Source organism: Achromobacter sp. UMC46 (assembly GCF_014170335.1).
Lineage (GTDB): Bacteria > Pseudomonadota > Gammaproteobacteria > Burkholderiales > Burkholderiaceae_B > Achromobacter.
Map to the genome: position 1 here is coordinate 30,877 of NZ_LZZS01000034.1, position 21,123 is coordinate 51,999.

The window sequence follows — 21,123 nt, forward strand, 5'->3', positions numbered from 1 at the left end:
CGGACGGCGCTATGGCGCGGCAAAGCGCCGCGTTTTTACCGACTCTCAGGAATCCCTCCGCCCATCATGCCCGACCTGGAACCAGACACCGTCTCCGCCCTCGAAGCCCCAGAATTCGCACCCGCCCAGTTCGTCCGATGGTTTCGAGACGTGGCGCCCTATGTGCATGCTTTCCGAGGCAAGACGTTCGTGGTGGCGTTCGGCGGCGAACTGGTGCAGGCCGGCGCGCTGAACACGCTGGTGCAGGACTTGTCCTTGCTGTCGTCGCTGGGCATCCGGCTGGTGCTGGTGCACGGGTCGCGCCCGCAGGTCAATGAACAGCTGCGTCTGAAGGGTTTCACGCAGCAATTCGACCGCGGCCTGGCGCCCACCGACGCCGCCGCGCTGGAATGCGCCAAGGAAGCCGCCGGCGAGATCCGGCTGGACATCGAAGCCGCGTTCAGCCAGGGGCTGCCCAACACGCCGATGTCGCACGCGCACATCCGCGTCATTTCCGGCAATTTCGTGACGGCGCGCCCCACCGGCGTGCTGGACGGCGTGGACTACAAGCACACCGGCCAGGTGCGCAAGATCGACATCGACGCGCTGAAGTTCGCCATCGAGAAAGGCTCGTCGGTCGTGCTGCTGTCGCCGCTGGGATTCTCGCCCACGGGCGACGCGTTCAACCTGGCCATGGAAGACCTGGCTACCAGCGTCGCCGTGGCGCTACGCGCCGAAAAACTGATCTTCCTGTCCAGCTCGCAAGGCGTGCTGAACGACGACGGCACGCTGGACACCGAACTGGCCCGCGTGGATGCCGACGCGCTGCTGGCCGGCGGCGAACTGGACGAAGAAACCCACGCCTTCCTGCAATACGCGTCGCTAGCCGTCAAGCGCGGCGTGGCCCGCGCCCACCTGCTGCCGTTCGCGCTGGACGGCAGCGTGCTGCTTGAGATCTTCACCCACGACGGCGTGGGCACCATGGTGGTGGAAGACACGCTGGACGATCTGCGCGCCGCGACGATCGACGACGTGGGCGCCATCCTGAGCCTGATCGAACCGCTGGAAGCCGACGGCACCCTGGTGCCGCGCCCGCGCAGCGTGATCGAGCGCGACGTGGAGAACTTCACGGTGCTGGAGCACGACGGCGTGATCTACGGCTGCGCCGCCTTGCACACGTTCGCCGACGAACAGATGGCCGAGATGGCCTGCCTGATCGTGCATCCCGAATGGCAGGGCTCCGGCGAAGGCGAAATCCTGCTGCGCCACATGGAGTCCCGCGCACGGGCCACCGGCGCCAAACGGCTGTTCGTGCTGACCACCCGGACGTCCCACTGGTTCATCAAGCGCGGATTCGTGCAGGGCGGCGTCACCGACCTGCCCCGCGAAAAGCAGAACAACTACAACCGGTCGCGCAACAGCATGGTCTTCATCAAGAAGCTGTAACCGCCGCATCGGGCCCTGACCGCAGGGTTCGAAGGGGCTTGGCGCCCTCTGGACGCCAAGCCCGTTAAAATACGCCGTTATCTATCTTTCCGGCAGCGAACCATGTCCCGTATCGTCAACTGTGTGAAATTGAAGCGTGAAGCCGAAGGGCTGGACTTTCCTCCCTACCCCGGCGAGCTCGGCACGAAGATCTGGCAGAGCATTTCCAAGGAAGCTTGGGAAGAATGGAAGGCCATCCAGACCCGCCTGGTCAATGAAAACCGCTTGAATCTGGCCGACGCCCGCGCGCGCAAGTACCTGAAAGAACAAATGGAACGCTTCCTGTTCGAAGACGGCACCGTGGAAGCCCACGGCTACGTCCCGCCCTCGGCCTGATTCCGGCCGCGCCACCGGTGCCTGACGGCGTCGGACGGCCACGTTCGAAGCCCCTCGCCCGCGAGGGGCTTCGTGTTTGCGGACCCTGGCCGCGCATCGCCAAGACGCCGTCCCCTGCTGCGCTTAAGATTCGAACATTGTTGGCCGTATTAATGCTGTCATGAAAGAAGAATCGCGCTTGCCTTCCTCCGACGATCTGCCGCCGTCCATCGCACGCGCGCTGGCGATTTCCCCGGACCGCAAAACCGGCACGCTTGCCGACGTGCGGCATGTCGTCGTCCTGATGCAGGAGAACCGGTCGTTCGACCACTATTTCGGCACGCTGCCCGGGTTGCGCGGTTTCGCGGACCCGCACCCGGTGCCCACGGCCGCCGGCAACGTGCTGACGCAGTCGGATGGCGGCACGCAATGCCGGCCGTATGCGCTACAACCGGAATACGCCAGCGGCACGCCGGTGGGCTACATCACCCCGCACACCTGGGACGACGCGCAACGCGCCTGGAACGACGGCCGCATGGACCAATGGCTGCCCGCCAAGGGCCGCCTGGGGCTGGGCGCCTACACCGCCGCCGACGTGCCCTTCCAGACGGCGCTGGCCAACGCCTTCACCGTGTGCGACGCCTACCACTGCGCCTTGCATGCCGGCACCAATCCCAACCGGCTGTTCCTGTGGACCGGCACCAACGATCCGCTCGGGCAGGCCGGCGGCCCCGCCCTGGTCAACACCCACGACCGCCTGGGCCCGCCGGATAAAGGCTACGCCTGGACCACCTACCCCGAACGCCTGCAAGCGGCCGGCGTGGACTGGCGCGTCTATCAGGACATGGCGGACAATTTCCACGACAACCCGCTGGCCGGCTTCCGGCAGTACCGGCGCGAACACGCTTGCGGCGCGGCGGATGCTCCCTTGCGCGACCGCGGCCTGTCCACCCATACGCTGGACGACCTGGCCCGCGACGTGGACGAGGGAACGCTGCCCCAGGTGTCCTGGATCATCGCGCCCACGGCCGACTCCGAGCATCCCGAGGTCTCCTCGCCCCGCCAGGGCGGGGCGTACACCGAACGCGTCCTGGAAATCCTGACCCGCAATCCCGAGGTCTGGAGCCGGTGCGTGTTCCTCGTCACCTACGACGAGAACGACTGCTTCTTCGATCACATGCCGCCGCCCGCGCCGCCCTCCCGCCACGCCGGCGACCGCTCGGGCGGACTGTCCACGGTGGAACTGGACGGTGAATACCACGACACCCGCCACGGCCCCAGCGCCGGCTCGAACGACGATCCCGCCAGCCTGCACGGCCGCGGCTTCGGGCTGGGCCCACGCGTGCCGATGCTGGTCGTTTCGCCCTGGAGCAGCGGCGGCTGGGTCAATTCGCAAGTGTTCGACCACACCTCGGTGATCCGCTTTCTTGAAGCCCGTTTCGGGGTAGCCGAAACCAACATCAGCCCTTGGCGCCGCACCGTGGCCGGCGATCTGACCTCGGCATTCGACTTCGCCGGCGACCGCGGCGTGCTCCATCCCGACAGCCACCGCCATGCCTGCCCGCTGCCCTACGCGCTGGAAGCCGTGGGCCGCATGACGGCCGACGGTGAGCACTACCGGCTGACCTTGCGCAACCCGGGCAATGCGGGCGCCGTGCTGCATGTGTACGACCGCCTGGATCTGGCGCATGCGCCCCGGCGCTACACCGTGGGGCAGGGTGCGCGGCTGGATGACGGCTGGCGCCTGGCCGAGCACGGTGCTTACGATCTATGGCTGTTGGGTCCCGACGGTTTCCACCGCCAATTCCGCGGCGATGCGCGGGATGCCGGCATGCTTGAAACGCAACTGGTGCCGGTGACGTCAGGCCTGCGTCTGCGGCTGGTCAATCACAGCGATACGCCGCAACCCGTGAAAGTGGAATCCCACATGGGCGATGGCTGGCGCGCCATGGCGCATGTGCAGGCGGGCGGCGCGCTGGAGCTCAAGTACGCGGGCAGCGAAGGCTGGTACGACCTGGAGATCAGCGCCCCTGCCCTGCCCGCGTTCGGGCGACGCCTGGCGGGCCGCGTCGACGCCGGCAAGCCCGGCGTGCCGGATCCGCGCCTGTGCCAGGGCGCCGCGCTGCCGTTGTAGCTTATTGACCCGGGGGCTGGTCTTCTTCTTCCGGACCCTCGTCACCGCGCGCCAGGCGCTCGGTGTTCTTCACGCCGGTGTGGCGCACGTCGGCGCCCTTGACCATGTAGATCACGCGTTCGGACATGTTCTTGGCATGATCGCCGATGCGTTCCAGCGCGCGCGCGATGAAGATCATGTCGATGGCGCGCGAGATGGTGCGCGGGTCTTCGATCATGTAGGTGATCAGGTGGCGCAAGGCCCCCTTCCATTCCTTGTCCACTTCCTTGTCGCTGCGCACGACGGCGGCGGCCTGGATCGGGTCAAGGCGGGCGAACGCGTCCAGCGCCTGGTGCAGCATGGTGCGCACATTAGCGGCCATGTGGCGCAGCTCGATCACCGGGATGTGGCGCATTTCGGCTTCGTGGATGCGGCGGGCGACGGTAGCCACCTTCTCGGCCTCGTCACCGGAACGCTCCATGTCGGTCAGCATCTTGGACACGGCCATCAGCATGCGCAGGTCGATGGCCGTGGGCTGATGCCGGGCCAGGATGCGGCTGATGCTTTCGTCGATCTCGACTTCGTGGCGGTTGACTTCCTTTTCCCGCTCACGGACCTTTTCCACCAGCGACAAGTCGCCCGTGGCCAGCGCGTCGATCGCTTCCTGGATCATGGCTTCCACCAAGCCGCCCATTTGCAAGAACTGCGAACGGACGCTTTCCAGATCGGCGTCGAACTGCTTGTTTGTATGCTCCGTCATCCGGGCTCCCTGCGTGGTTGATCTCATTGCATTGCCCCGAAATAAGAGAGTTACGAGATGGGCCTGCACAACCGGCAAGGTTATGACCCAAGTGTGACAAGATTATGAATCGAGGCCCCGCCCCCCGCAAGGCGGGAAAACGGGGCGGGTCGCAGGCCGCGCCGGCCAGGCCGCTGACGGACCAGGATGCTTACGCGGCGCGATCCAGGCGGCGGATGCCGTTCTGCGTGGCCAACAGCGCCACGTCGGCGCCGGCCAACGCAAACAGGCCGCAGGTGACAACGCCCGCCAGATTGTTCACGCGGGCTTCCAATGCCGGCGCGTCCGTGATGGCCAGGCCCGACACGTCCAGGATGATGTTGCCGTTGTCCGTGACGAACCCTTCGCGCAGGCGCGGCAGGCCACCCAGGGCCGCCAGCGCGCGCGCCACCGATTCCCGCGCCATCGGGATGACTTCCAGCGGCAGCGGGAACTTGCCCAGGGTCTGGACCAGCTTGGATTCGTCGACGATGCAGATGAAGCGCTCGGCGACGGACGCCACGATTTTTTCACGCGTCTGCGCGCCGCCACCGCCCTTGATCATGTGCAGGTTGGCATCGATTTCGTCGGCGCCGTCCACGTAGATCGGCATGGTCGACACGTCGTTCAAGTCCAGCACCTTCAGGCCATGGCCCGCCAGGCGGGCCGCGCTGCGCTCCGAACTGGCCACCGTGCCGGCGATCCGACCCTTGAAACGCGCCAGGCCATCGATGAACAGGTCGGCCGTGGAGCCGGTGCCCACGCCGATGATGGCGTCCGGGCCGGCGACCTGTTCCACGAATTCCAGGGCGGCGTCGGCGGCTTGTTGCTTGAGTGCTTGTTGGGAGAGCATGGCGGTGAAGAATGCGGGTAGGTTGGTCAAGCCGGGAAATTTAGCATGCGGCGGCAGGCCAGGCCCGCGACAGGATCGCCCGGGTGTCGACGCCGGCCGCCAGCTCGCCGAAAATGCCACCGTCCGCTTGCAGGCGGCTGGTGACAAAGGCCTGCGCGACGGGCCCTGGCGCATGCTGGATCAGCAAGGTGGCCTGCCACAACCGCGCCAGCCCGCTTGCGACGCGGCGCGCCTGGAATTCCGCCTGCGCGCCGTCGGCCAGCAAGGACCGCCAGCGCGTCACGGCCTCGTCGAACGCCGGATGCTGCCCGGACGCCTGCGCGAATTCCTGCTCCAGCGCGGGCAAGGCCTCGGGCTCGCGCTGCAAGGCGCGCAGCACGTCCAGCGCCATGACGTTGCCGGACCCTTCCCAAATGGAGTTGACTGGGGTTTCGCGGTAAATCCGGGGCATCGGCCCCTCTTCCACGTAGCCGTTGCCGCCCCAGACTTCCATGCACTCGGCCACCGCATGGATGGCGCGCTTGCAGATCCAGAGCTTGGCCGCGGGCGTGCCCACGCGCACCAGCGCGCGCGCCTGGGCATCGGCGCGCGCGTCCACCGCCCGCGCCAGGCGCATTGCCAGGACCATGGCGGCTTCGCTTTCCAGCGCCAGGTCGGCCAGCACGTTGCGCATCAGCGCCTGTTCGATCAACGGTTTGCCGAAGGCCATGCGATGCCTCGCGTGATGAACGGACTGCACCAGCGCCTGCCTGAGCAGGGCCGCGCTGCCCAGCACGCAGTCCAGCCGGGTCGTGGCCGCCATTTCCAGCAGTACGGCCAGGCCTCGTCCGGGCTCGCCCACCATGACGCCCCACGCGCCTTCGAATTCGACTTCGCCGCTGGCGTTGCTGCGGTTGCCCAGCTTGTCTTTCAGGCGGCGGACGCGGATGGCATTGCGCGGGCCGTCCGGAATCCAGCGCGGCACGAAGAAGCAGCTTAGCCCTTCATCCGTTTGGGCCAGCACCAGATGCGCATCCGCCTGCGGCACCGAAAAGAACCATTTATGGCCCACCAGTTCGTACGCGTTGCCCCGGCCCGGCGTGCCCAGCGGCACGGCGCGGGTGCTGACTGCGCGCAAGTCCGAACCGCCCTGCTTTTCCGTCAGCCCCATGCCGATCAACGCGCTGCGCTTGGCCGACAGGGGCGCATCCGCCCCGTCGAATTCGCGCGAATACAGCGCGGGCAGCCATTGCCCGGCAAAGTCGATGGCGCCGGCCGGTTCGCGCTGCAACAGCGGCACTGCGGCGAAGGTCATGGTGGTGGGGCACAGCGTGCCGGCTTCGACCTGGCCCTGCATCAGGTAGGCGGCGGCCCGCGCGACCTGCGCACCCGGCACGGGCTGCGCCCACGCACGGCTGTGCAGGCCCCGAGCCAGGATGCCGCCCATCAGCAGGTTCCAGGCGGGGTGGAATTCCACATGATCGATACGATGGCCGCCGCGATCGTAGCCGACCAGCCTGGGGGGGCAGCGGTTGGCCTCGGCGCCTGCGGCCAGCGTCTGCGCGCGCCCCAGCCAGGCGCCATGCGCGGACAGGTCGCCCGCCCAGTTTTCCGCCCCCTCGCGCCGCACCGCCTCGCGCAGGGCGGGGTCGGTGTCGTACAGCGAATAGTCTTCCAGGGGCGGAACCTGGTTCTGTACGGTGTGCGTCGCAAACGATGACATGGCTGCTCCGTGGAAACCCCGCTATCTGGCCATGGGCGCCACCAGGGCCCAGGGCCGCAATGCTTCGACCTGCGCCGCCAATTCCAGCAGCAGCGCCTCGCTGCCCAGCGGCCCCATGACCTGGATGCCGATCGGCAATCCGTCGGACGACACGGCGAACGGGATCGAAATCGCGGGCATGCCGGTCAGGTTGGCCAGGGGTGCAAAGGGCGAATAGCCGATCACGCCCTTCTTGCCCAGACGGTAGGCCAGGTAGTCGGCGTTGTCCATGGCGTAGCGTCCGATGGGCGCCGGCGGTTGCGCCAGGACGGGGCTGAGGAACAGGTCGTAGCCCTGGGTTCCGTCCCGATGCAGGAAGCGTCCGATACGGCGCGTGATTTCATGGCAGGTGTCGACGCAGGCCACGTACTGCGCGCCGGAAATGGCGCGTGCGTACTCGCGCGCGCCCAGCGTGGTGGGCTGCAATTCGTCGGCGGCCAGCCGGCGGCCGCGCGCGGCCACGAAGCTGTCGATGGCATTGGCCGCGGCGCTGGCGATCAGCGGCAGCATCGGCGACAGCACCTCTTCGGAACCGACCGGCGGCGCGGCCAACACCAGTTCGTGCCCCAAGCTGGCGAACAGGCGCGCGGCCTCGTCCACGGCTTCGGCCACTTCCGGATGGATCGCACCGCCTTCGTAAGTGGTGTTGATGAATGCGATGCGGCGGCGCGGAGCCGCGTGCGGATCGGCCGCCACCCGCGCCGCGACGGCACGGAAGGATTCCCGCGGGACCGCCGGCGCCGCATAGGGCGCGCCCACGTCGGCGCCCGCGCTGATATCCAGCGACGCGGCGCAATCGCGCACCGACAAGGTCATCATGTGTTCGGTCGCCAGTCCGCCCCAGCCTTCGCCCTTGAGCGGCCCCAGCGGCATCAGCCCGCGAGAGGGCTTCAGGCCCAGCACGCCGCAGCACGAAGCCGGGATGCGGATGGAGCCGCCGCCGTCGCTGCCGTGCGCGATCCGCACCATGCCGCTGGCCAGCGCCGCCCCCGCGCCGCCGCTGGACCCGCCCGCGCTATGGCCGGCTTTCCAGGGGTTCTGCGTGGGCGGCCCGTAGGCCGGCGATTCGGTGGTGGGGCTTAACCCAAGCTCGGCGCTGGTCGTGCGGCCGAACGGGATCAGGCCCGCGCGGCGGTAGCGTTTGACGATTTCAGCGTCGACGTTCCAGTCGACGTGGCCATACAGCACCGAGCCCATCGCGCTGGGCAGGCCCAGCGCCGCCGTACCCAGGTCTTTCAGCAAGGTGGGCACGCCCAGGAAAGGCCGGTCCTGCAATTGCGCCACGCGCTGCTCGGGCGTCAGCGCGGCCAGTTCGGCGTCCAGCGCCTGAGCCAGGCGCAGCCCGGCTTCGGGCTGCATGCCGCACGCGGCATTGATCGAGGGATTGCGCGCCGCCACCCGGTCCACCGCCTGCTGCATTGCAGCAAGCGCGGTCGTGACCCCCTGGGCGATCTCGGCGCCCAGCGCCGTCGCGTCGAGGGAAGAGGAATCATGGCGTTCAGCGGTGCTCATGCTTACGATGCTCCAGGGTTCGACGGCAACATGCCGCACGTGCCAGGATATCGACAGTCCGCGCAGGCAACAAGCTTGCCGGCCGGGCTGCACCGCCTTGGCGACCGCCCGGCCCCGCCAACCGGATCAGATTCCGCCGCTGGCGGGTGCGCGCACGCCCTCGGCGTCGTCGTTCAAGCCGCCATCGGCGTCCCCCTCGGCTTCGGCTTCGGCTTCCGGCCCTGCCCCCAATAACCTCAATGCATCAGCCTCGGGCAAGGCTTCGACGCTTTTCAGATTCCTGAGCATCGCGCGCGTGCGCACCTCGGTCTGGCCGATCTTGTTGCTGGCGGTATCCAGCGTCTTCTTGACGCTGGCCAGCGTTTCGCCGAACTTGCCGAATTCAGTCTTGACCGCGCGCAGCACCTGCCAGACCTCGGACGACCGCTGCTCGATCGCCAGCGTGCGAAATCCCATCTGCAGGCTGTTCAGCAAGGCGGCCAGATTGCTGGGCCCCGCCACGTTGATGCGCAGGTCATGCAGCTTGTCCAGCAGGCCCGGCCGCCGCAGCACCTCGGCGTACAGGCTTTCCGTGGGCAGGAACATGATGGCGAAGTCGGTCGTGTGCGGCGGCGCGACGTACTTGCTGGCGATCAGCCTGGCCTGCACCTCGACGGCGCGGCCCAGCGCGGCGCCGGCCGCCTTCACGCCTTCCGTGTCCGCCGCCTCTTGGGCGTCCATCAGCCGCTCGTATTCTTCCTTCGGGAACTTCGCGTCGATCGGCAGCCAGACCGGCTCTCCGCCATCGCCCCGACCCGGCAGGCGGATGGCGAATTCGACGACCGCGTCGCTGCCCGGCACCGGCTTGATGTTGCTGGCGTACTGATCGGGCGTCATGTTGTCTTCGATCAGCCGGGCCAGTTGCACTTCGCCCCAGGTGCCGCGCGACTTCACGTTGGTCAGCACGCGTTTCAGGTCACCGACCCCGGCCGCCAGGGCCTGCATTTCGCCCAGGCCTTTATGCACTGCCTCCAGCCGGTCGGACACCAGCTTGAAAGACTCGCCCAGCCGCTGCTCCAGCGTGGCATGGAGCTTTTCGTCCACGGTCCGGCGCATCTCGTCCAGCTTGGCGCTATTGTCCGCCTGCAACGATTGCAGGCGCTGGTCCACGGTGGCGCGCACCTCCATGAGGCGGCGTTCGTTGATCTGAATCAGCCCCTGAAGCTGCTCGCCGAATCCGGCGGCGAACCGGGCCAGGGACTCGGCCGACTCCGCGCGCGCGGCTTGGGCGTCGCGCGACAAGCCGGCACGCAGGTCGCCGTGCGATTGCGAGAGTTCCAGCCGCAATGCGCGGGTGGACTCCGCGAACTCGCTGCGCAAGCCGCGCTGGCCTTCGGTGATGTCGGCGCGCAGCGCGCGTTCGGTGCGTTCCAGGCCTTCCAGCAGCGCGTCCAGCCGCGCATCCCTTGCGGGGGGCCGAAGCCACGCCAGCACGGCCGCCAGGCAAGCCAACACCGCGCCACCGGCGGCAACCCAAAGCAGAATGTCGTTCAAAAGAGGCATCTCCAAAGCCGGGATTGTAGGACGCATCAGCGCCGCGCTGTAACCAAACGACATCAGTTTGCGGCTCGCTTCGGCGCAGCCGGCCGGCAACGGGATTAAACTTCGGGGACCCTGAACTGATCGCTCGGCTCCATTTGAATCCCGCTGATCTCCCTTCCTGTCGACCCTCAGTGTCGTTCCAGTCGGTGTTCGGCCCGCTGGACCTGAACACCGAGCGCCCTCTTGCGACGGGCGGCGACCGCCACATTTTCCAGCACCCGCACGCGCCTTCGCTGCTGGTCAAGGTGATGGACATGCGCGCCCGCGCCGTGTACCTGGAAGCACGGCCGTTCAAGCGCTGGTACAAGCAGTACCAGCGTGAAAGCGCCTATCGTGTCTATCTGAACGAGTTTTCCGAGTATGTCACCACGACCACCCGCCCCTCCGGCGTATGGCAGGTGCCCATGGCGCGCATCCTGGGCGTGGCGCAAACCACGTTGGGACTCGGCCTGCTGGTCGAGAAAATCACGGACCCGGCGGGCAACATCGCGCCCACCGTGGCCGATCTGGCCAAACAGGGCAAGGTGGACGACACCTTCTTCGGACAACTGGACGAGTTCTTCGAAGATCTGGCCGACGCCCACGTCGTGCTGCATGACGTGTCGGCCAGCAACATCGCCTGTGGCCTGAATGCCGACGGCAAACAGGGCCTGTACCTGATCGACGGGTTCGGGGTGTTGCCACTGGTTCCGCTCTACGCATGGAGCAAGTCGCTGAACCGCATGCGCATCGCCCGCAAATACAGGGAAATGCGCGCCGCCCTGCTGAGACGCATCCAGGGCGTGGACCGCGCCTAGCGCATGCCCGGCCGGGGATCCTCGGGCAGCACCACGCCCTGGCGATCCACCCACACGTAGTCGTGCCCGGCGCGCTGCCCGCGCCGCAGCGGATTGCGCGTGCAGACCGCGGCGTAGGCGGGATCCACATAGCGGTAATGCAGATGTTCGTCCCGCCCCGGCGGGATGCCCAGGCGCGTCGTGCAGATCAAGGCTTGGGGCGAGTCTCCCACATCTTCGACATAGAGCGCGTTGGGATCGAAGCGGCGCGCGTCCCACTCCGGCACCTTCAAACCCAGCGACCGGCACAGCAGCGTCTGCCCGGCGCACAGCCGCGACGGCGGGCGCGGCTGGCCTTGCGCATCCGGATTCAACTGCTGCATCCGGGCCAACGCATCAGGGCCCGACCGCGCGTCCGTCCAGGGGTGGGCGGATTTGATCAGCACGGCGTTGCCGGGGCCCGCGGCGCTGAAATTCAGCGAATCGCCGCCCCGCGCGTAATACATGTAGATGACGCCGCCATCCATGAACAGGGCGCGGCGCTTGTGCGTGTAGCCCAGCGATGCATGGCTGCCCTTCTCTTCCAGGTAATAGGCTTCGGTCTCGATGATGCGAACCGACAACCACTGGCCGTCCAGCCGGTGTCGGATGACCTTGCCCAGCAGGTCGCGCGCCAGTTCGGCGGCGTCGCGGTCGAAAAAGGCATCAGGCAACGCCGGTCCGGCGTTGCCTGATGCCTGGATGGAGGCTGCCATCGCCGCGGGCGCCGTGTCAGGCGAAGCGTTCGCCGTAGCGCTTTTCGCTGAAGCCCACGGTAACTTCCCCGTCCGGCGTCACCGTGACGGGGCGGCGCACCAGCGCGGGATATTCCGCGATCAGTTGGCTCCATTGGGCATCGGTGTGCGCCGTCTTGCGGTCTTCGGGCAGGTTGCGCCACGTCATCGACGTGCGGTTGACAAGCTTTTCCCAACCGCCGACCTGGTCCGACCAGGCCTTCAGCGTGGCCGCCGGCACAGGTTGGTCGCGGTAATCGATGAACGCGTGCTCGACGCCATGTTCCGACAACCAGTCGCGCGCCTTGATGCAGGTGCTGCACTTGGTCAGGCCATACAGGGTGGTTTGCTGCTTCATTTGGATTCGGACTCCTTGCGCCATTGCAGGCGGTTGGCCAGGATCACGCACGTGCCCACCGCCAGGATGAACAGGGTGGCAAGCGCGTTGATCTCGGGTTTCAGGCCCAGCCGCACGCGCGAGAACACTTCCATCGGCAGCGTGCTGGAACTGGGGCCGGACAGGAACGACGCCAGGACGACGTCATCCAGCGACAGGGTGAACGACAGCAGCCACGCCGAGGCCAGCGCGGGCGCGATCAGCGGCAGCGTGATCTTGAAGAACACGGTGATGGGCGTCGCGCCCAGGTCCAGCGCCGCTTCTTCCAGCGACCGGTCCAGGTCGCGGATGCGGGTCTGGATGACGACGGCCACGAACGCCATGCACAGCGTCACGTGCCCCACCCAGATCGTGAAGATGCCGTTCTCGGCCGGCCAGCCCAGGCTGCCCCGCAGCTCGACAAACATCAGCAGCAGCGAAATGCCCAGCACGACCTCGGGGATGACCAGCGGCGCGCTCAGCATGCCGACGTACAGCGAGAACCCGCGGAAGCGCCCCATGCGCCCCAGCACGTACCCTGCCCACGTGCCGATGATGACGGCCGCTGTCGCCGTCATCGCCGCGATGCGGAACGACAGCCAGGCCGACCGCAGCAGCGCGTCGTCATTGAACAGCGCGTGATACCAGCGGAACGAAAAGCCCGCCCACGACGTGACCGTGGGCGACTCGTTGAACGAAAACACCATCAGGCTGACGATGGGCACATACAGGAAGAGGTACCCCAGCCCCAGCACGACGGCGCGCATTGTCTTGTTGGGACCCTTCATTTGCGGCCTCCGCCGGCTTGTTCCTGCTGTTTGACCTGGTTGTACTGGAAGTAGACCAGCGGCACGAGCAGCAGCAGCACCATCACGCAGGTCACCGCCGACGCCATGGGCCAATCGGCGTTATTGAAGAATTCGTTCCACATGACGCGGCCCATCATCAGCGTATTGGCGCCCCCCAACATTTCGGGGATCACGTATTCGCCCACGGCCGGGATGAACACCAGCATGGCGCCCGCGATCACGCCCTGGCGCGACAGCGGCACGGTGATCTGCCAGAACGCCTGCCAGGGCTTGGCGCCCAGGTCGTAGGCGGCTTCCAACAAGCGCAGGTCCATCTTCACCAGCGTCGCGTACAGCGGCAGGATGAAGAACGGCAGGTACGCATAGACCATGCCGATATAGACGGCGACATCGGTGCGGTAGATTTCCAGCGGGCTGGAAATCAGCCCCAGGCTTTGCAGCAGATTGTTCAAGAGGCCGTCGTTGCGCAGGATGCCGACCCAGGCATACACGCGCAGCAGCAGCGACGTCCAGAACGGCAGGATCACGCCCAGCAGCAGCAGGTTGCGCACGCGCGGCGACGATCGGGCGATGTAGTACGCGATGGGATAGCCGATCAGCACGCAGATCAGCGTGGTGATGCCGGCGATCTTCACCGAGCTCAGGTAGGTCTTGAAATACAGGCTGTCGGTGAACAGCAGGATATAGCCGCGCAGGTGCAGGCTGAACTGCACCGCCTCGTCCTTGAATTCCGCCAGCGCGGTGTAAGGCGGAATGCCGAACGTCACTTCGGCGAAGCTGATCTTCAGCACCAGCAGGAAGGGCAGCAGCAGGAACAGCACCAGCCAGGCGAACGGCGGCACCACCGCCAGCGCCCGGCCCGACGGCAACCAGTCGCGGGGCGAGAACCGGATCATGACGCCAGCACCGTCGCGCTGTCGGCGTCCCAGCTGACGAAGATCTCTTCGTCGATCCCTGGGGCATCCATCTGGGCCAGCAGCAGGCTGGGCACGCTGGCCTCGACTGTCTTGCCGGAATCCAGACGGATCTGATAGAGCGCGTAGCTGCCCATCCAGGCCATGTGGCTGACCATGCCGTGGGCCCAGTTGTATTCGCCCGCGGGCTGTTCGCGCGACACCACCAGGCGCTCGGGCCGGATGGACACGTGCACTTCCATGCCCAGCGGTTCAGAGACGCCGTGGTTCACGAACAGCGGCCGCGTCAGCTCGGGGCATTCGATCGCCACGTGGTCGGGTTCATCGACCACGATGACGCCGGTGAACATGTTGGTCGACCCGATGAAGCTGGCCACGAAGCGCGAATTCGGGAACGCGTAGACGTCCTGCGGCGTGCCGCACTGGACGATCTGCCCTTCGGTCATGACCGCCAGGCGATGCGCCATGGTCATGGCCTCTTCCTGGTCGTGGGTGACCATGATGCAGGTCACGCCGACCTGCTCCAGGATCTTCACGAGTTCGATCTGCGTCTTCTGGCGGATCTGCTTGTCCAGCGCCGACATGGGCTCGTCCAGCAGCAGCAGCTTGGGCCGCTTGACCAGGCTGCGCGCCAGGGCCACGCGCTGCTGCTGGCCGCCCGACAGCTGGTTCGGCTTGCGGCGCGAATAGCCCGCCATCTGGACGAGGTCCAGGGCTTCGAACACGCGGTCGTGGATTTCCGCGCGGTCCACGCCTTCCTGCTTCAGGCCGAAAGCGACGTTGGCTTCGACCGTCATATGCGGGAACAGCGCATAGGACTGGAACATCATGTTCACGGGGCGCCGGTACGGCGGCACGCTGGTGATGTCTTCGCCGTCCAGCAGGATCTGCCCGGACGTCGCTTCCTCGAAACCCGCCAGCATGCGCAGCAAGGTGGACTTGCCGCTGCCGGAGCTTCCCAGCAGCGCGAAGATCTCGTTGCGCTTGACGGACAGGTTGACGGAACGCACGGCGACCACATCGCCAAAAATCTTGACCACATCGGAGACCCGGACGAACTCGTCCGGGTCGACCGCATGCGGCGCCGAGTAACGGCTATCGCTCATGATGACTTATCTTCCAGACTTCAGCTCGGACCACATCCGGTTTTGCAGGCGTTGCACGTTCAAGGGCAGTGCCTTGATCACGTACAGGGTCTTCGCGACTTCGGCCGGCGGGTAGATCATGGGGTTCTCGGCCACGTCTTTCACCACGTACTGCCGCGCCTCTTTGTTGGCATTCGGGTAGAACATGGTGTTGGTGATGGCCGCATGGACCTTGGGCGTTTCGATGTAGTTGATGAACGCCAGCGCCTCTTCGGGATGCGGGGCATCCTTGGGGATGACCATCAGGTCGAACCACGCGGGCGCGCCGCCCTTCGGGATGAAGTAGTTCACTTCATACGTCTTCTTGGCTTCCTGCGCGCGCTTCTTGGCGATCATGACGTCGCCCGAAAACCCGTAGACCATGCAGAGGTCGCCCACGGCCAGTTCGTCGATATAGCCCGACGAGCTGAACTGGCGGATGTACGGACGGATCTGCTTGAGCACGTCCAGCGCGGCCTTGTAGTCGTCCGTATTGGTGCTGTTGGGATCCTTGCCCAGGTACTTCAGCACCGCCGGGAACACCTGCGCGGCCTCGTCCAGCATCGAGATGCCGCACTCTTTCAGCTTGGCGGCGTTCTCGGGCTTGAAGATCATGTCCCAGTTGGCCAGGTCGACGTTGTCGCCCATGATCTGCTTGACCTTGGTGACGTTGTAGCCCAGGCCATTCGTGCCGTAGCCCCAGGGGATCGCGTGCTCGTTGCCGGGATCGACGGTCGCCACCAGCGCCATCACTTCCGGGTCCAGGTACTTCCAGTTCGGGATTTTGGACTTGTCCAGCTTCTGGAACAGGCCCGCCTCGATCTGGCGCGAGGCGTAATGGGTGGACGGGACAACGACGTCGTAGCCCGACTTGCCGGCAAGCAGCTTGGCTTGCAGCGTGTCGTTGCTGTCGTAGACGTCATAGCGGACCTTGATGCCGGTTTCCTTTTCGAAACCCGGAATCGTGTCCGGGGCCGTGTATTCGGCCCAGTTGTAGACGTTGACGACCTTGTTCTGCGCGACCGCCGACGATGCCGATGCCGCGACCAACACCGCGCCTAGCGCCCAGCGCATTCCCGCCCTTAGTTCCATTACGTGCCCCCTTAGCCGTATGCCGTGTATGTCAGGACTACCAAAAGGCGAAATCATAAAGCCTTTTAGCGGTCGCCCGCCCAACTTTGGGAGAGACTCGACGCAATTAGGGCCCGATGACGGCAAATGGGCGCCTGCACGCGGATCAGGGCTGGACGCCGACGCCCCAGGCCGTCCAGTAGCTGTCGCGCAGCTTCATCCAGAAGCGGTCGCCCTCTTCCCCCGCCACCTTGACCAGCGACCGGCGCAGCCTGTCCAGGTTGCCTTGGCGCTGCCGCTCCGACAACCCGCCCTGGGTGCCCCGGTCGAAATCGATCAGCCAGACCTGCCCGTCGCCGCCGATCAGGATGTTGAAGGCGTTCAGGTCCGCATGCCAGACGCCCGCGCGGTGCATGCGCACAATGGCGTGCGCCACCGCGCCCCAGATCGGGTCTGCCAGCGCGTGGGCCAAGGGCCGCACGCCAGGGATCCGTTCGACCACGATGGCCGCGCGGTAGATGGGCCCCTGGCGCCAGTAGGCGGCGGCCAGCGGCGCAGGCACGGCCAGCCCCTGGGCGCGCATGGCGGCCAGCAGCCGGTATTCGCGGAAGCTGCGGGTACGGTCTTCGCCGTTCCAGAGATAGGCGTCGCGGCTGACGCGGGCGATCATGCCGCCGCGGCGATAGCGGCGCAGCACGCCCTGCCAGCCCTGCCCCTGCACGAACCAGGCCGCCTGGCGGCCGCCGGCGTCCACGGGACGGGCCCGGTCGCCATAGTGCGCGGGGTTGAAGATTTCCGGGCCGGATCCGGCCAGGCGGGACGCGTCGCTGAGCATGGCGCCGGCAAGCGGGCCGGGCCAGGCCTGGCGCTGGGCGCCTCCCAGGTCGTCAGCCTTCACGGTTGCGCATCCAGTCGGCCACGCCATAGAACGATTCCAGCAGTCGCTCCACCAGCGGCGGGGCGATGCCCTGGTCTTCCATGGCGCGCCCGATGCAGGTCACCCACTGGTCGCGCTCGACCTCGCCGATCGAGAACGGCAAATGGCGGGCGCGCAGGCGCGGATGGCCGAAGCGTTCGATGTAGTGGTCGGGGCCGCCGAAGTAGCCGCACAGGAACCAGAACAGCTTGTCGCGCGCCTGGTCCAGGCTGGGCCCGTGGGCGGCGCGGAGCTCCTTCAGGTCGGGCTCCATGTCCATCAGGTCATAAAAACGGTCGACCAGCGCTCGCACGCCGGGCTCGCCGCCAAGAAGGTCAAAAACGCTGCGGGTATTTTCCACGGGTTCAGTAATGGTTTGGACGCGGGACGTCATCAGGTTTCTCGAAGGGTGACCAGGGGCGGCGTGCGCAACACGCCGCGCAGGGCAAGGGCGCCGCCCGCCCAGGCGCCCAGCATGCCGGCGCCGATGCCCGCCAGCCACGGCCAGAGGCTGAGGGTAATGGTGAAATCGAACACCTGGGTTGATAAAACCCATGCGATCGCGGTGGCGCCGGCGGCCGCCAGCAAGCCGGCCAGACCGCCCACGGCCCAAAGCTCGATACGCTGGGAGCGCGCCAGCTGGCTGCGCGTGGCGCCCAGCGCCCGCAGCACCGCGGCTTCGCGCATGCGCTCGTCGCGGGTGGCCGTTAACGCCGCCGACAGCACCAGCACGCCGGCCGCCAGGGTGAACAGGAACAGCAGCTGGACCGCCTTGCCCACCTCGTTCAGCACGGACTGCAATTGCTGCAGGATGGCGCCCACGTCGAACACGGTCAGGTTCGGGAACTCGCGCACCAGCGCGGGCAGCACCGCCGCCTTTTCAGGCGGCAGATAGAAGGAAGTGATCCAGCTTTGAGGCATGTCGGCAAGCGCGGCCGGGGTCAGGATGGCGAAAAAATTGACGCGCATCGTATCCCAATCCACGCGCCGGGTGCTGGACACGGCCGCCTCGACCTGCTGGCCGGCCACGTCGAACGTCATCTTGTCGCCCAGCTTCAGGCCCAGCGTCTTGGCCAGCCCCGACTCCAGCGACACCTCGGACGAGCCGGGCGCCAGCCAGCGGCCCTGCTCGATCTTGTTGGATGAGGGCATCTCGTCGCCGTAGGACAGGTTGAACTCGCGGTCCACCAGCCGCTTGGCGCGGGGTTCTTCGTAGTCGTCCGGCCCCACCGGCTTGCCGTTGATGGCGATCAGCCGCCCGCGCACCATCGGCGACAGCGCGATGCGGCCCAGGCCCTCGCGGGTCAGCGCATCGGTCACGGCCTGGCGCTGGTCCGGCTGCACGTTGATCAGGAAACGGTTGGGCGCATCCGGCGGCATGGTGCGCTGCCAGCCATCGATCAGGTCGGTGCGCGTCATGGTCAGCAGCAGCAGCGCCATCAGCCCCACCGCCAGCGCGCAGACCTGCGTGATCGTGGCGGCGCGCCGGCGCACCACCCCGGCCAGCGCGAAACGCAGCGCGGGCAGCCCCGCGGCCAGCCCGCGCACGCGCGCCAGGCCCAGGATGCACAGCCACGCCACCAGCGCGAACACGGCGAAGGCGCCCAGAAAGCCCCCCGCCACCACGCCGCCCAGCTTGGCGTCGCCCGCGAACCACCAGATCAGCAGGGCAAACCCCGTGGCGCCCAGCGCGTAGCCGAAGGCGCTGCGGGCGCTGATCGTGTCGGCGTCGCGCCGCAGCACCCGGGCCGGCGGCACATGGCGCAGCTGCGCCAGCGCGGGCAAGGCGAAGCCCAGCAGCAACAACAGGCCCGTCAGCACGCCCTGCAGCGCAGGAATGGCCGAGGGCGCGGGCAACTGGGTATCGATCAGCGAGCCCAGCAGCATCACCAGCACCTGGTGCACCGCGTAGCCCAGCAGGCAGCCGGCGGCGGAAGAGAACAGGCCGACCAGCGTGAACTCCAGCGTCAGCATCCGCGACACCTGCGACTGCACGGCGCCCAGGCAGCGCATGACGGCGATGCCGTCGCGGTGCCGGGTCATGTAGCGGCCCGCGGCCAGCGCCACCGCCACCGCTGAGATCAGCACGGCCAGCAGGGCCACCAGCGACAGGAAGCGCTGCGCGCGGTCCAGGGTGCGGCGCACCTCCGGCCGGCCGGACTCCAGCGTGGCGACCTTCTGGCCGCGCTTCAGGTTCTGGTTGAGCCAGGCCGAATAGCCGGCCACGGCGTCAGGCTGGCCGGCCACCAGCATGGCGTAGCCGATGCGGCTGCCCGGCGCGATCAGGCCGGTGGCCGGCAGGTCGCTGGCGCGCAGCAGCACGCGCGGCGCCACGTTGACGAACTGCATGCCGCGGTCCGGCTCGTAGGTGATCACGCGGTCGATGCGCAGATGGGCATCGCCCACGTTCAGCGTCCCGCCCACTTTCAGGTTCAAGAGCGACAGCAGTTGGGCGTCCACCCAGACGGCGCCCTCGGGCGGGATGTCGCGGGTGGGCGCGTCCGGCGCGAACGGGGCGTCGGCCACGCGCAGGGCCCCGCGCAGCGGATAGCCGGGCTCGACGGCCTTCAGCGCCGCCAGTTGCGCGCCGTCGCCGGCCCCGACCATGGACGGGAACTGCCAGGTGCTGGACAGCGCCAGGCCGCGTTCCCGCGCCTGATCCAGGAACGCGGCGGGCACCGGCTCATCGGCGTCCAGCACCAGGTCGGCGCCCAGCATCTGCCCGGCGTCGCGCTCCAGCGCCCGCCCGACGCGGTCCGCCAGGAAGCCGACGCTGGTGACGGCAGCCACCGCCACGACCAGAGCCAGCACTAACAAGCGCAGTTCGCCCGCACGGGCGTCGCGCATCATCATCCTGGCGCCCAGACGCAGGGTGGACCAGAAACCGGGGCGCTTGGCCTGTGACATATCAGGGAAATCCATCATTCATCAATGTTAACTAACCGCCTATAAGGCGTCCGAATCCCGATATCATCCCGGGGCGGGAGGCGAAGCCGCCCATAAAGATACCTAATACCGGAGAAGACAATGCGTAAATCCTGGCTTGCGGCCACGATTCTGGCCGCCTGCGCGGCCACCACCTCCCTGCCCACGGCAGCCCAGACCACCCTGAAGATGGCCTACGCCCTGTCGACGTCGTCGCACTACGGCGCGGGCGCCGACGCCATGGCCAAGTCCATCGAGGCCTCGACCAACGGCAAGTACAAAGTACAGCAATTCGCCAACAGCGCGCTGGGCGGCGAGCGCGAAGTCATCGAAGGCCTGCAGATCGGCACCATCGACCTGGCCATCGTTTCGACAGGCGCTACCCTCAATTTTGTTCCCGAGACTGGGGTTTTCGATATTCCCTTCCTGCTGCGCGACCTGCAGCACGCCCGCACGGTGCTCGACAGCAAGATCGGCCAGGACATGCTGGCCAAGTTCCCCAGCCGCGGCATCATCGCGCTGGCATGGGGCGAACAGGGCTTCCGCCACCTGACCAACAACGTGCGCCCGGTCAAGACCCCGGCTGACGCCAAGGGCCTGAAGATCCGCACCACGGAAAACCCCATCCACATCACGGCTTTCCGCCAGATCGGCATCCTGCCCACGCCCATGGCCTGGCCCGAAGTAGCCACCGCCCTGCAGCAAGGCACCATCGACGGCCAGGAAAACCCGCTGTCGGTGATCACGTCGGCCAAGCTGTCGCAGATGCAGAAGTACCTGTCCCTGACCGGCCACGTCTATGGCCCCGCCCTGGTTCTGATGTCGGCCAACGTCTATGACGGCCTGTCGGCCGCCGACAAGGCCAACTTCGACAAGGCAGGCAAGGACTCCGCGCTGGCCATGCGCGCCTATGTGGACAACATCGAGAAGACGGGCGTCGAGCAGCTGAAGAAGGAAGGCATGCAGGTGTCCGAGGTAGATCGCGCCGCGTTCGCGGCCGCCGTCGAACCCGCCTACCCCGAGTACTACAAGAAGTTCGACAAGAAGCTGATCGACTCGATCCGCGACACCAAGTAAGCCGG

At 67.0% G+C, this 21,123-nt stretch carries 19 protein-coding genes; 5 read left to right on the forward strand and 14 right to left on the reverse strand.

From position 1 onward, the window contains the following. The first annotated feature begins 66 nt into the window (after nt 1-66). The 3 genes from argA to A9973_RS23285 all read left to right on the forward strand — a co-directional run bounded on the left by argA (nt 67) and on the right by A9973_RS23285 (nt 3,913). Nucleotides 67-1,425, forward strand: coding sequence for an amino-acid N-acetyltransferase (gene argA, locus A9973_RS23275; RefSeq protein WP_183016038.1), 1,359 nt, complete (start codon nt 67-69; stop codon nt 1,423-1,425). 102 nt (nt 1,426-1,527) lie between these two features. Further along, the gene (locus A9973_RS23280; protein ID WP_006218476.1) at nt 1,528-1,800 is read left to right on the forward strand and encodes an oxidative damage protection protein; all 273 of its coding nucleotides are present in this window, start codon (nt 1,528-1,530) and stop codon (nt 1,798-1,800) included. A 160-nt stretch (nt 1,801-1,960) separates the two neighbouring features. Beyond that, nucleotides 1,961-3,913 (forward strand): phosphocholine-specific phospholipase C, encoded by a 1,953-nt coding sequence (locus A9973_RS23285; protein WP_183016039.1) that lies wholly within the window; start codon nt 1,961-1,963, stop codon nt 3,911-3,913. Nucleotide 3,914: 1 nt separating this feature from the next. Here A9973_RS23285 and phoU read toward each other — a convergent pair whose 3' ends face one another. The 5 genes from phoU to rmuC all read right to left on the reverse strand — a co-directional run bounded on the left by phoU (nt 3,915) and on the right by rmuC (nt 10,318). Further along, nucleotides 3,915-4,652: a phosphate signaling complex protein PhoU gene (gene phoU, locus A9973_RS23290; RefSeq protein ID WP_183016040.1), complete on the reverse strand. Its 738-nt coding sequence runs from the start codon at nt 4,650-4,652 to the stop codon at nt 3,915-3,917. 190 nt (nt 4,653-4,842) lie between these two features. Beyond that, a complete protein-coding gene (rpiA, locus tag A9973_RS23295; RefSeq protein ID WP_183016137.1) occupies nt 4,843-5,523 on the reverse strand; it encodes a ribose-5-phosphate isomerase RpiA in 681 nt (226 codons plus the stop codon). Nucleotides 5,524-5,563: 40 nt separating this feature from the next. After that, nucleotides 5,564-7,225 carry an isovaleryl-CoA dehydrogenase gene (locus A9973_RS23300; RefSeq protein ID WP_183016041.1) on the reverse strand — a complete coding sequence of 554 codons (1,662 nt, stop codon included), beginning with the start codon at nt 7,223-7,225 and terminating at the stop codon, nt 5,564-5,566. 21 nt (nt 7,226-7,246) lie between these two features. Further along, entirely contained in the window at nt 7,247-8,776 is a 1,530-nt protein-coding gene (locus A9973_RS23305; RefSeq protein ID WP_183016042.1) for an amidase, read from the reverse strand. Nucleotides 8,777-8,902: 126 nt separating this feature from the next. Beyond that, complete coding sequence (rmuC, locus tag A9973_RS23310; RefSeq protein ID WP_183016043.1) at nt 8,903-10,318, reverse strand: DNA recombination protein RmuC; 1,416 nt, start codon at nt 10,316-10,318, stop codon at nt 8,903-8,905. A 170-nt stretch (nt 10,319-10,488) separates the two neighbouring features. Here rmuC and A9973_RS23315 point away from each other — a divergent pair, with 170 nt between their 5' ends. Beyond that, complete coding sequence (locus tag A9973_RS23315) at nt 10,489-11,154, forward strand: PhoP regulatory network YrbL family protein (RefSeq protein WP_183016044.1); 666 nt, start codon at nt 10,489-10,491, stop codon at nt 11,152-11,154. Here A9973_RS23315 and A9973_RS23320 read toward each other — a convergent pair. From A9973_RS23320 to A9973_RS23360, 9 genes are all read right to left on the reverse strand, one after another. Beyond that, complete coding sequence (locus tag A9973_RS23320) at nt 11,151-11,888, reverse strand: DNA-3-methyladenine glycosylase (RefSeq protein WP_183016045.1); 738 nt, start codon at nt 11,886-11,888, stop codon at nt 11,151-11,153. The two genes, A9973_RS23315 and A9973_RS23320, sit on opposite strands and share 4 nt — an antisense overlap. Nucleotides 11,889-11,904: 16 nt before the next feature. After that, nucleotides 11,905-12,264, reverse strand: a complete 360-nt coding sequence (locus A9973_RS23325; protein WP_183016046.1) for an arsenate reductase — start codon at nt 12,262-12,264, stop codon at nt 11,905-11,907. Further along, a complete protein-coding gene (locus A9973_RS23330) occupies nt 12,261-13,070 on the reverse strand; it encodes an ABC transporter permease subunit (RefSeq protein ID WP_183016047.1) in 810 nt (269 codons plus the stop codon). Before A9973_RS23330 ends, A9973_RS23325 begins: the two co-directional genes overlap by 4 nt. Continuing rightward, a complete protein-coding gene (locus A9973_RS23335) occupies nt 13,067-13,987 on the reverse strand; it encodes an ABC transporter permease subunit (protein WP_183016048.1) in 921 nt (306 codons plus the stop codon). Before A9973_RS23335 ends, A9973_RS23330 begins: the two co-directional genes overlap by 4 nt. Next, nucleotides 13,984-15,111, reverse strand: coding sequence for an ABC transporter ATP-binding protein (locus A9973_RS23340; protein WP_183016049.1), 1,128 nt, complete (start codon nt 15,109-15,111; stop codon nt 13,984-13,986). Before A9973_RS23340 ends, A9973_RS23335 begins: the two co-directional genes overlap by 4 nt. 6 nt (nt 15,112-15,117) lie before the next feature. After that, nucleotides 15,118-16,221: a polyamine ABC transporter substrate-binding protein gene (locus tag A9973_RS23345; RefSeq protein ID WP_183016050.1), complete on the reverse strand. Its 1,104-nt coding sequence runs from the start codon at nt 16,219-16,221 to the stop codon at nt 15,118-15,120. 145 nt (nt 16,222-16,366) lie between these two features. Beyond that, nucleotides 16,367-17,098 (reverse strand): 3-deoxy-D-manno-octulosonic acid kinase, encoded by a 732-nt coding sequence (locus tag A9973_RS23350; protein WP_183016051.1) that lies wholly within the window; start codon nt 17,096-17,098, stop codon nt 16,367-16,369. Then, nucleotides 17,088-17,510, reverse strand: a complete 423-nt coding sequence (locus A9973_RS23355; protein ID WP_183016052.1) for a group II truncated hemoglobin — start codon at nt 17,508-17,510, stop codon at nt 17,088-17,090. Before A9973_RS23355 ends, A9973_RS23350 begins: the two co-directional genes overlap by 11 nt. Next, nucleotides 17,510-20,041 carry an ABC transporter permease gene (locus tag A9973_RS23360; RefSeq protein WP_183016053.1) on the reverse strand — a complete coding sequence of 844 codons (2,532 nt, stop codon included), beginning with the start codon at nt 20,039-20,041 and terminating at the stop codon, nt 17,510-17,512. The genes A9973_RS23355 and A9973_RS23360 overlap by 1 nt, the downstream gene beginning before the upstream one ends. A gap of 102 nt (nt 20,042-20,143) precedes the next feature. Between A9973_RS23360 and A9973_RS23365 the strand changes: the two genes are divergently transcribed. Further along, nucleotides 20,144-21,118 (forward strand): TRAP transporter substrate-binding protein, encoded by a 975-nt coding sequence (locus A9973_RS23365; RefSeq protein ID WP_183016054.1) that lies wholly within the window; start codon nt 20,144-20,146, stop codon nt 21,116-21,118. Nucleotides 21,119-21,123 lie beyond the last annotated feature (5 nt).

Bases quoted from the DNA above. Each gene is read 5' to 3' on its own strand.
- A9973_RS23305 (WP_183016042.1), bottom strand. From the start codon at position 8,776: ATGAGCACCGCTGAACGCCATGATTCCTCTTCCCTCGACGCGACGGCG.
- A9973_RS23340 (WP_183016049.1), bottom strand. From the start codon at position 15,111: ATGAGCGATAGCCGTTACTCGGCGCCGCATGCGGTCGACCCGGACGAG.
- A9973_RS23280 (WP_006218476.1), top strand. From the start codon at position 1,528: ATGTCCCGTATCGTCAACTGTGTGAAATTGAAGCGTGAAGCCGAAGGG.
- A9973_RS23355 (WP_183016052.1), bottom strand. From the start codon at position 17,510: ATGACGTCCCGCGTCCAAACCATTACTGAACCCGTGGAAAATACCCGC.
- argA (WP_183016038.1), top strand. From the start codon at position 67: ATGCCCGACCTGGAACCAGACACCGTCTCCGCCCTCGAAGCCCCAGAA.
- A9973_RS23365 (WP_183016054.1), top strand. From the start codon at position 20,144: ATGCGTAAATCCTGGCTTGCGGCCACGATTCTGGCCGCCTGCGCGGCC.
- A9973_RS23325 (WP_183016046.1), bottom strand. From the start codon at position 12,264: ATGAAGCAGCAAACCACCCTGTATGGCCTGACCAAGTGCAGCACCTGC.
- A9973_RS23330 (WP_183016047.1), bottom strand. From the start codon at position 13,070: ATGAAGGGTCCCAACAAGACAATGCGCGCCGTCGTGCTGGGGCTGGGG.
- A9973_RS23320 (WP_183016045.1), bottom strand. From the start codon at position 11,888: ATGGCAGCCTCCATCCAGGCATCAGGCAACGCCGGACCGGCGTTGCCT.
- A9973_RS23345 (WP_183016050.1), bottom strand. From the start codon at position 16,221: ATGGAACTAAGGGCGGGAATGCGCTGGGCGCTAGGCGCGGTGTTGGTC.
- A9973_RS23285 (WP_183016039.1), top strand. From the start codon at position 1,961: ATGAAAGAAGAATCGCGCTTGCCTTCCTCCGACGATCTGCCGCCGTCC.
- A9973_RS23300 (WP_183016041.1), bottom strand. From the start codon at position 7,225: ATGTCATCGTTTGCGACGCACACCGTACAGAACCAGGTTCCGCCCCTG.
- rpiA (WP_183016137.1), bottom strand. From the start codon at position 5,523: ATGCTCTCCCAACAAGCACTCAAGCAACAAGCCGCCGACGCCGCCCTG.
- rmuC (WP_183016043.1), bottom strand. From the start codon at position 10,318: ATGCCTCTTTTGAACGACATTCTGCTTTGGGTTGCCGCCGGTGGCGCG.
- phoU (WP_183016040.1), bottom strand. From the start codon at position 4,652: ATGACGGAGCATACAAACAAGCAGTTCGACGCCGATCTGGAAAGCGTC.
- A9973_RS23360 (WP_183016053.1), bottom strand. From the start codon at position 20,041: ATGATGGATTTCCCTGATATGTCACAGGCCAAGCGCCCCGGTTTCTGG.
- A9973_RS23335 (WP_183016048.1), bottom strand. From the start codon at position 13,987: ATGATCCGGTTCTCGCCCCGCGACTGGTTGCCGTCGGGCCGGGCGCTG.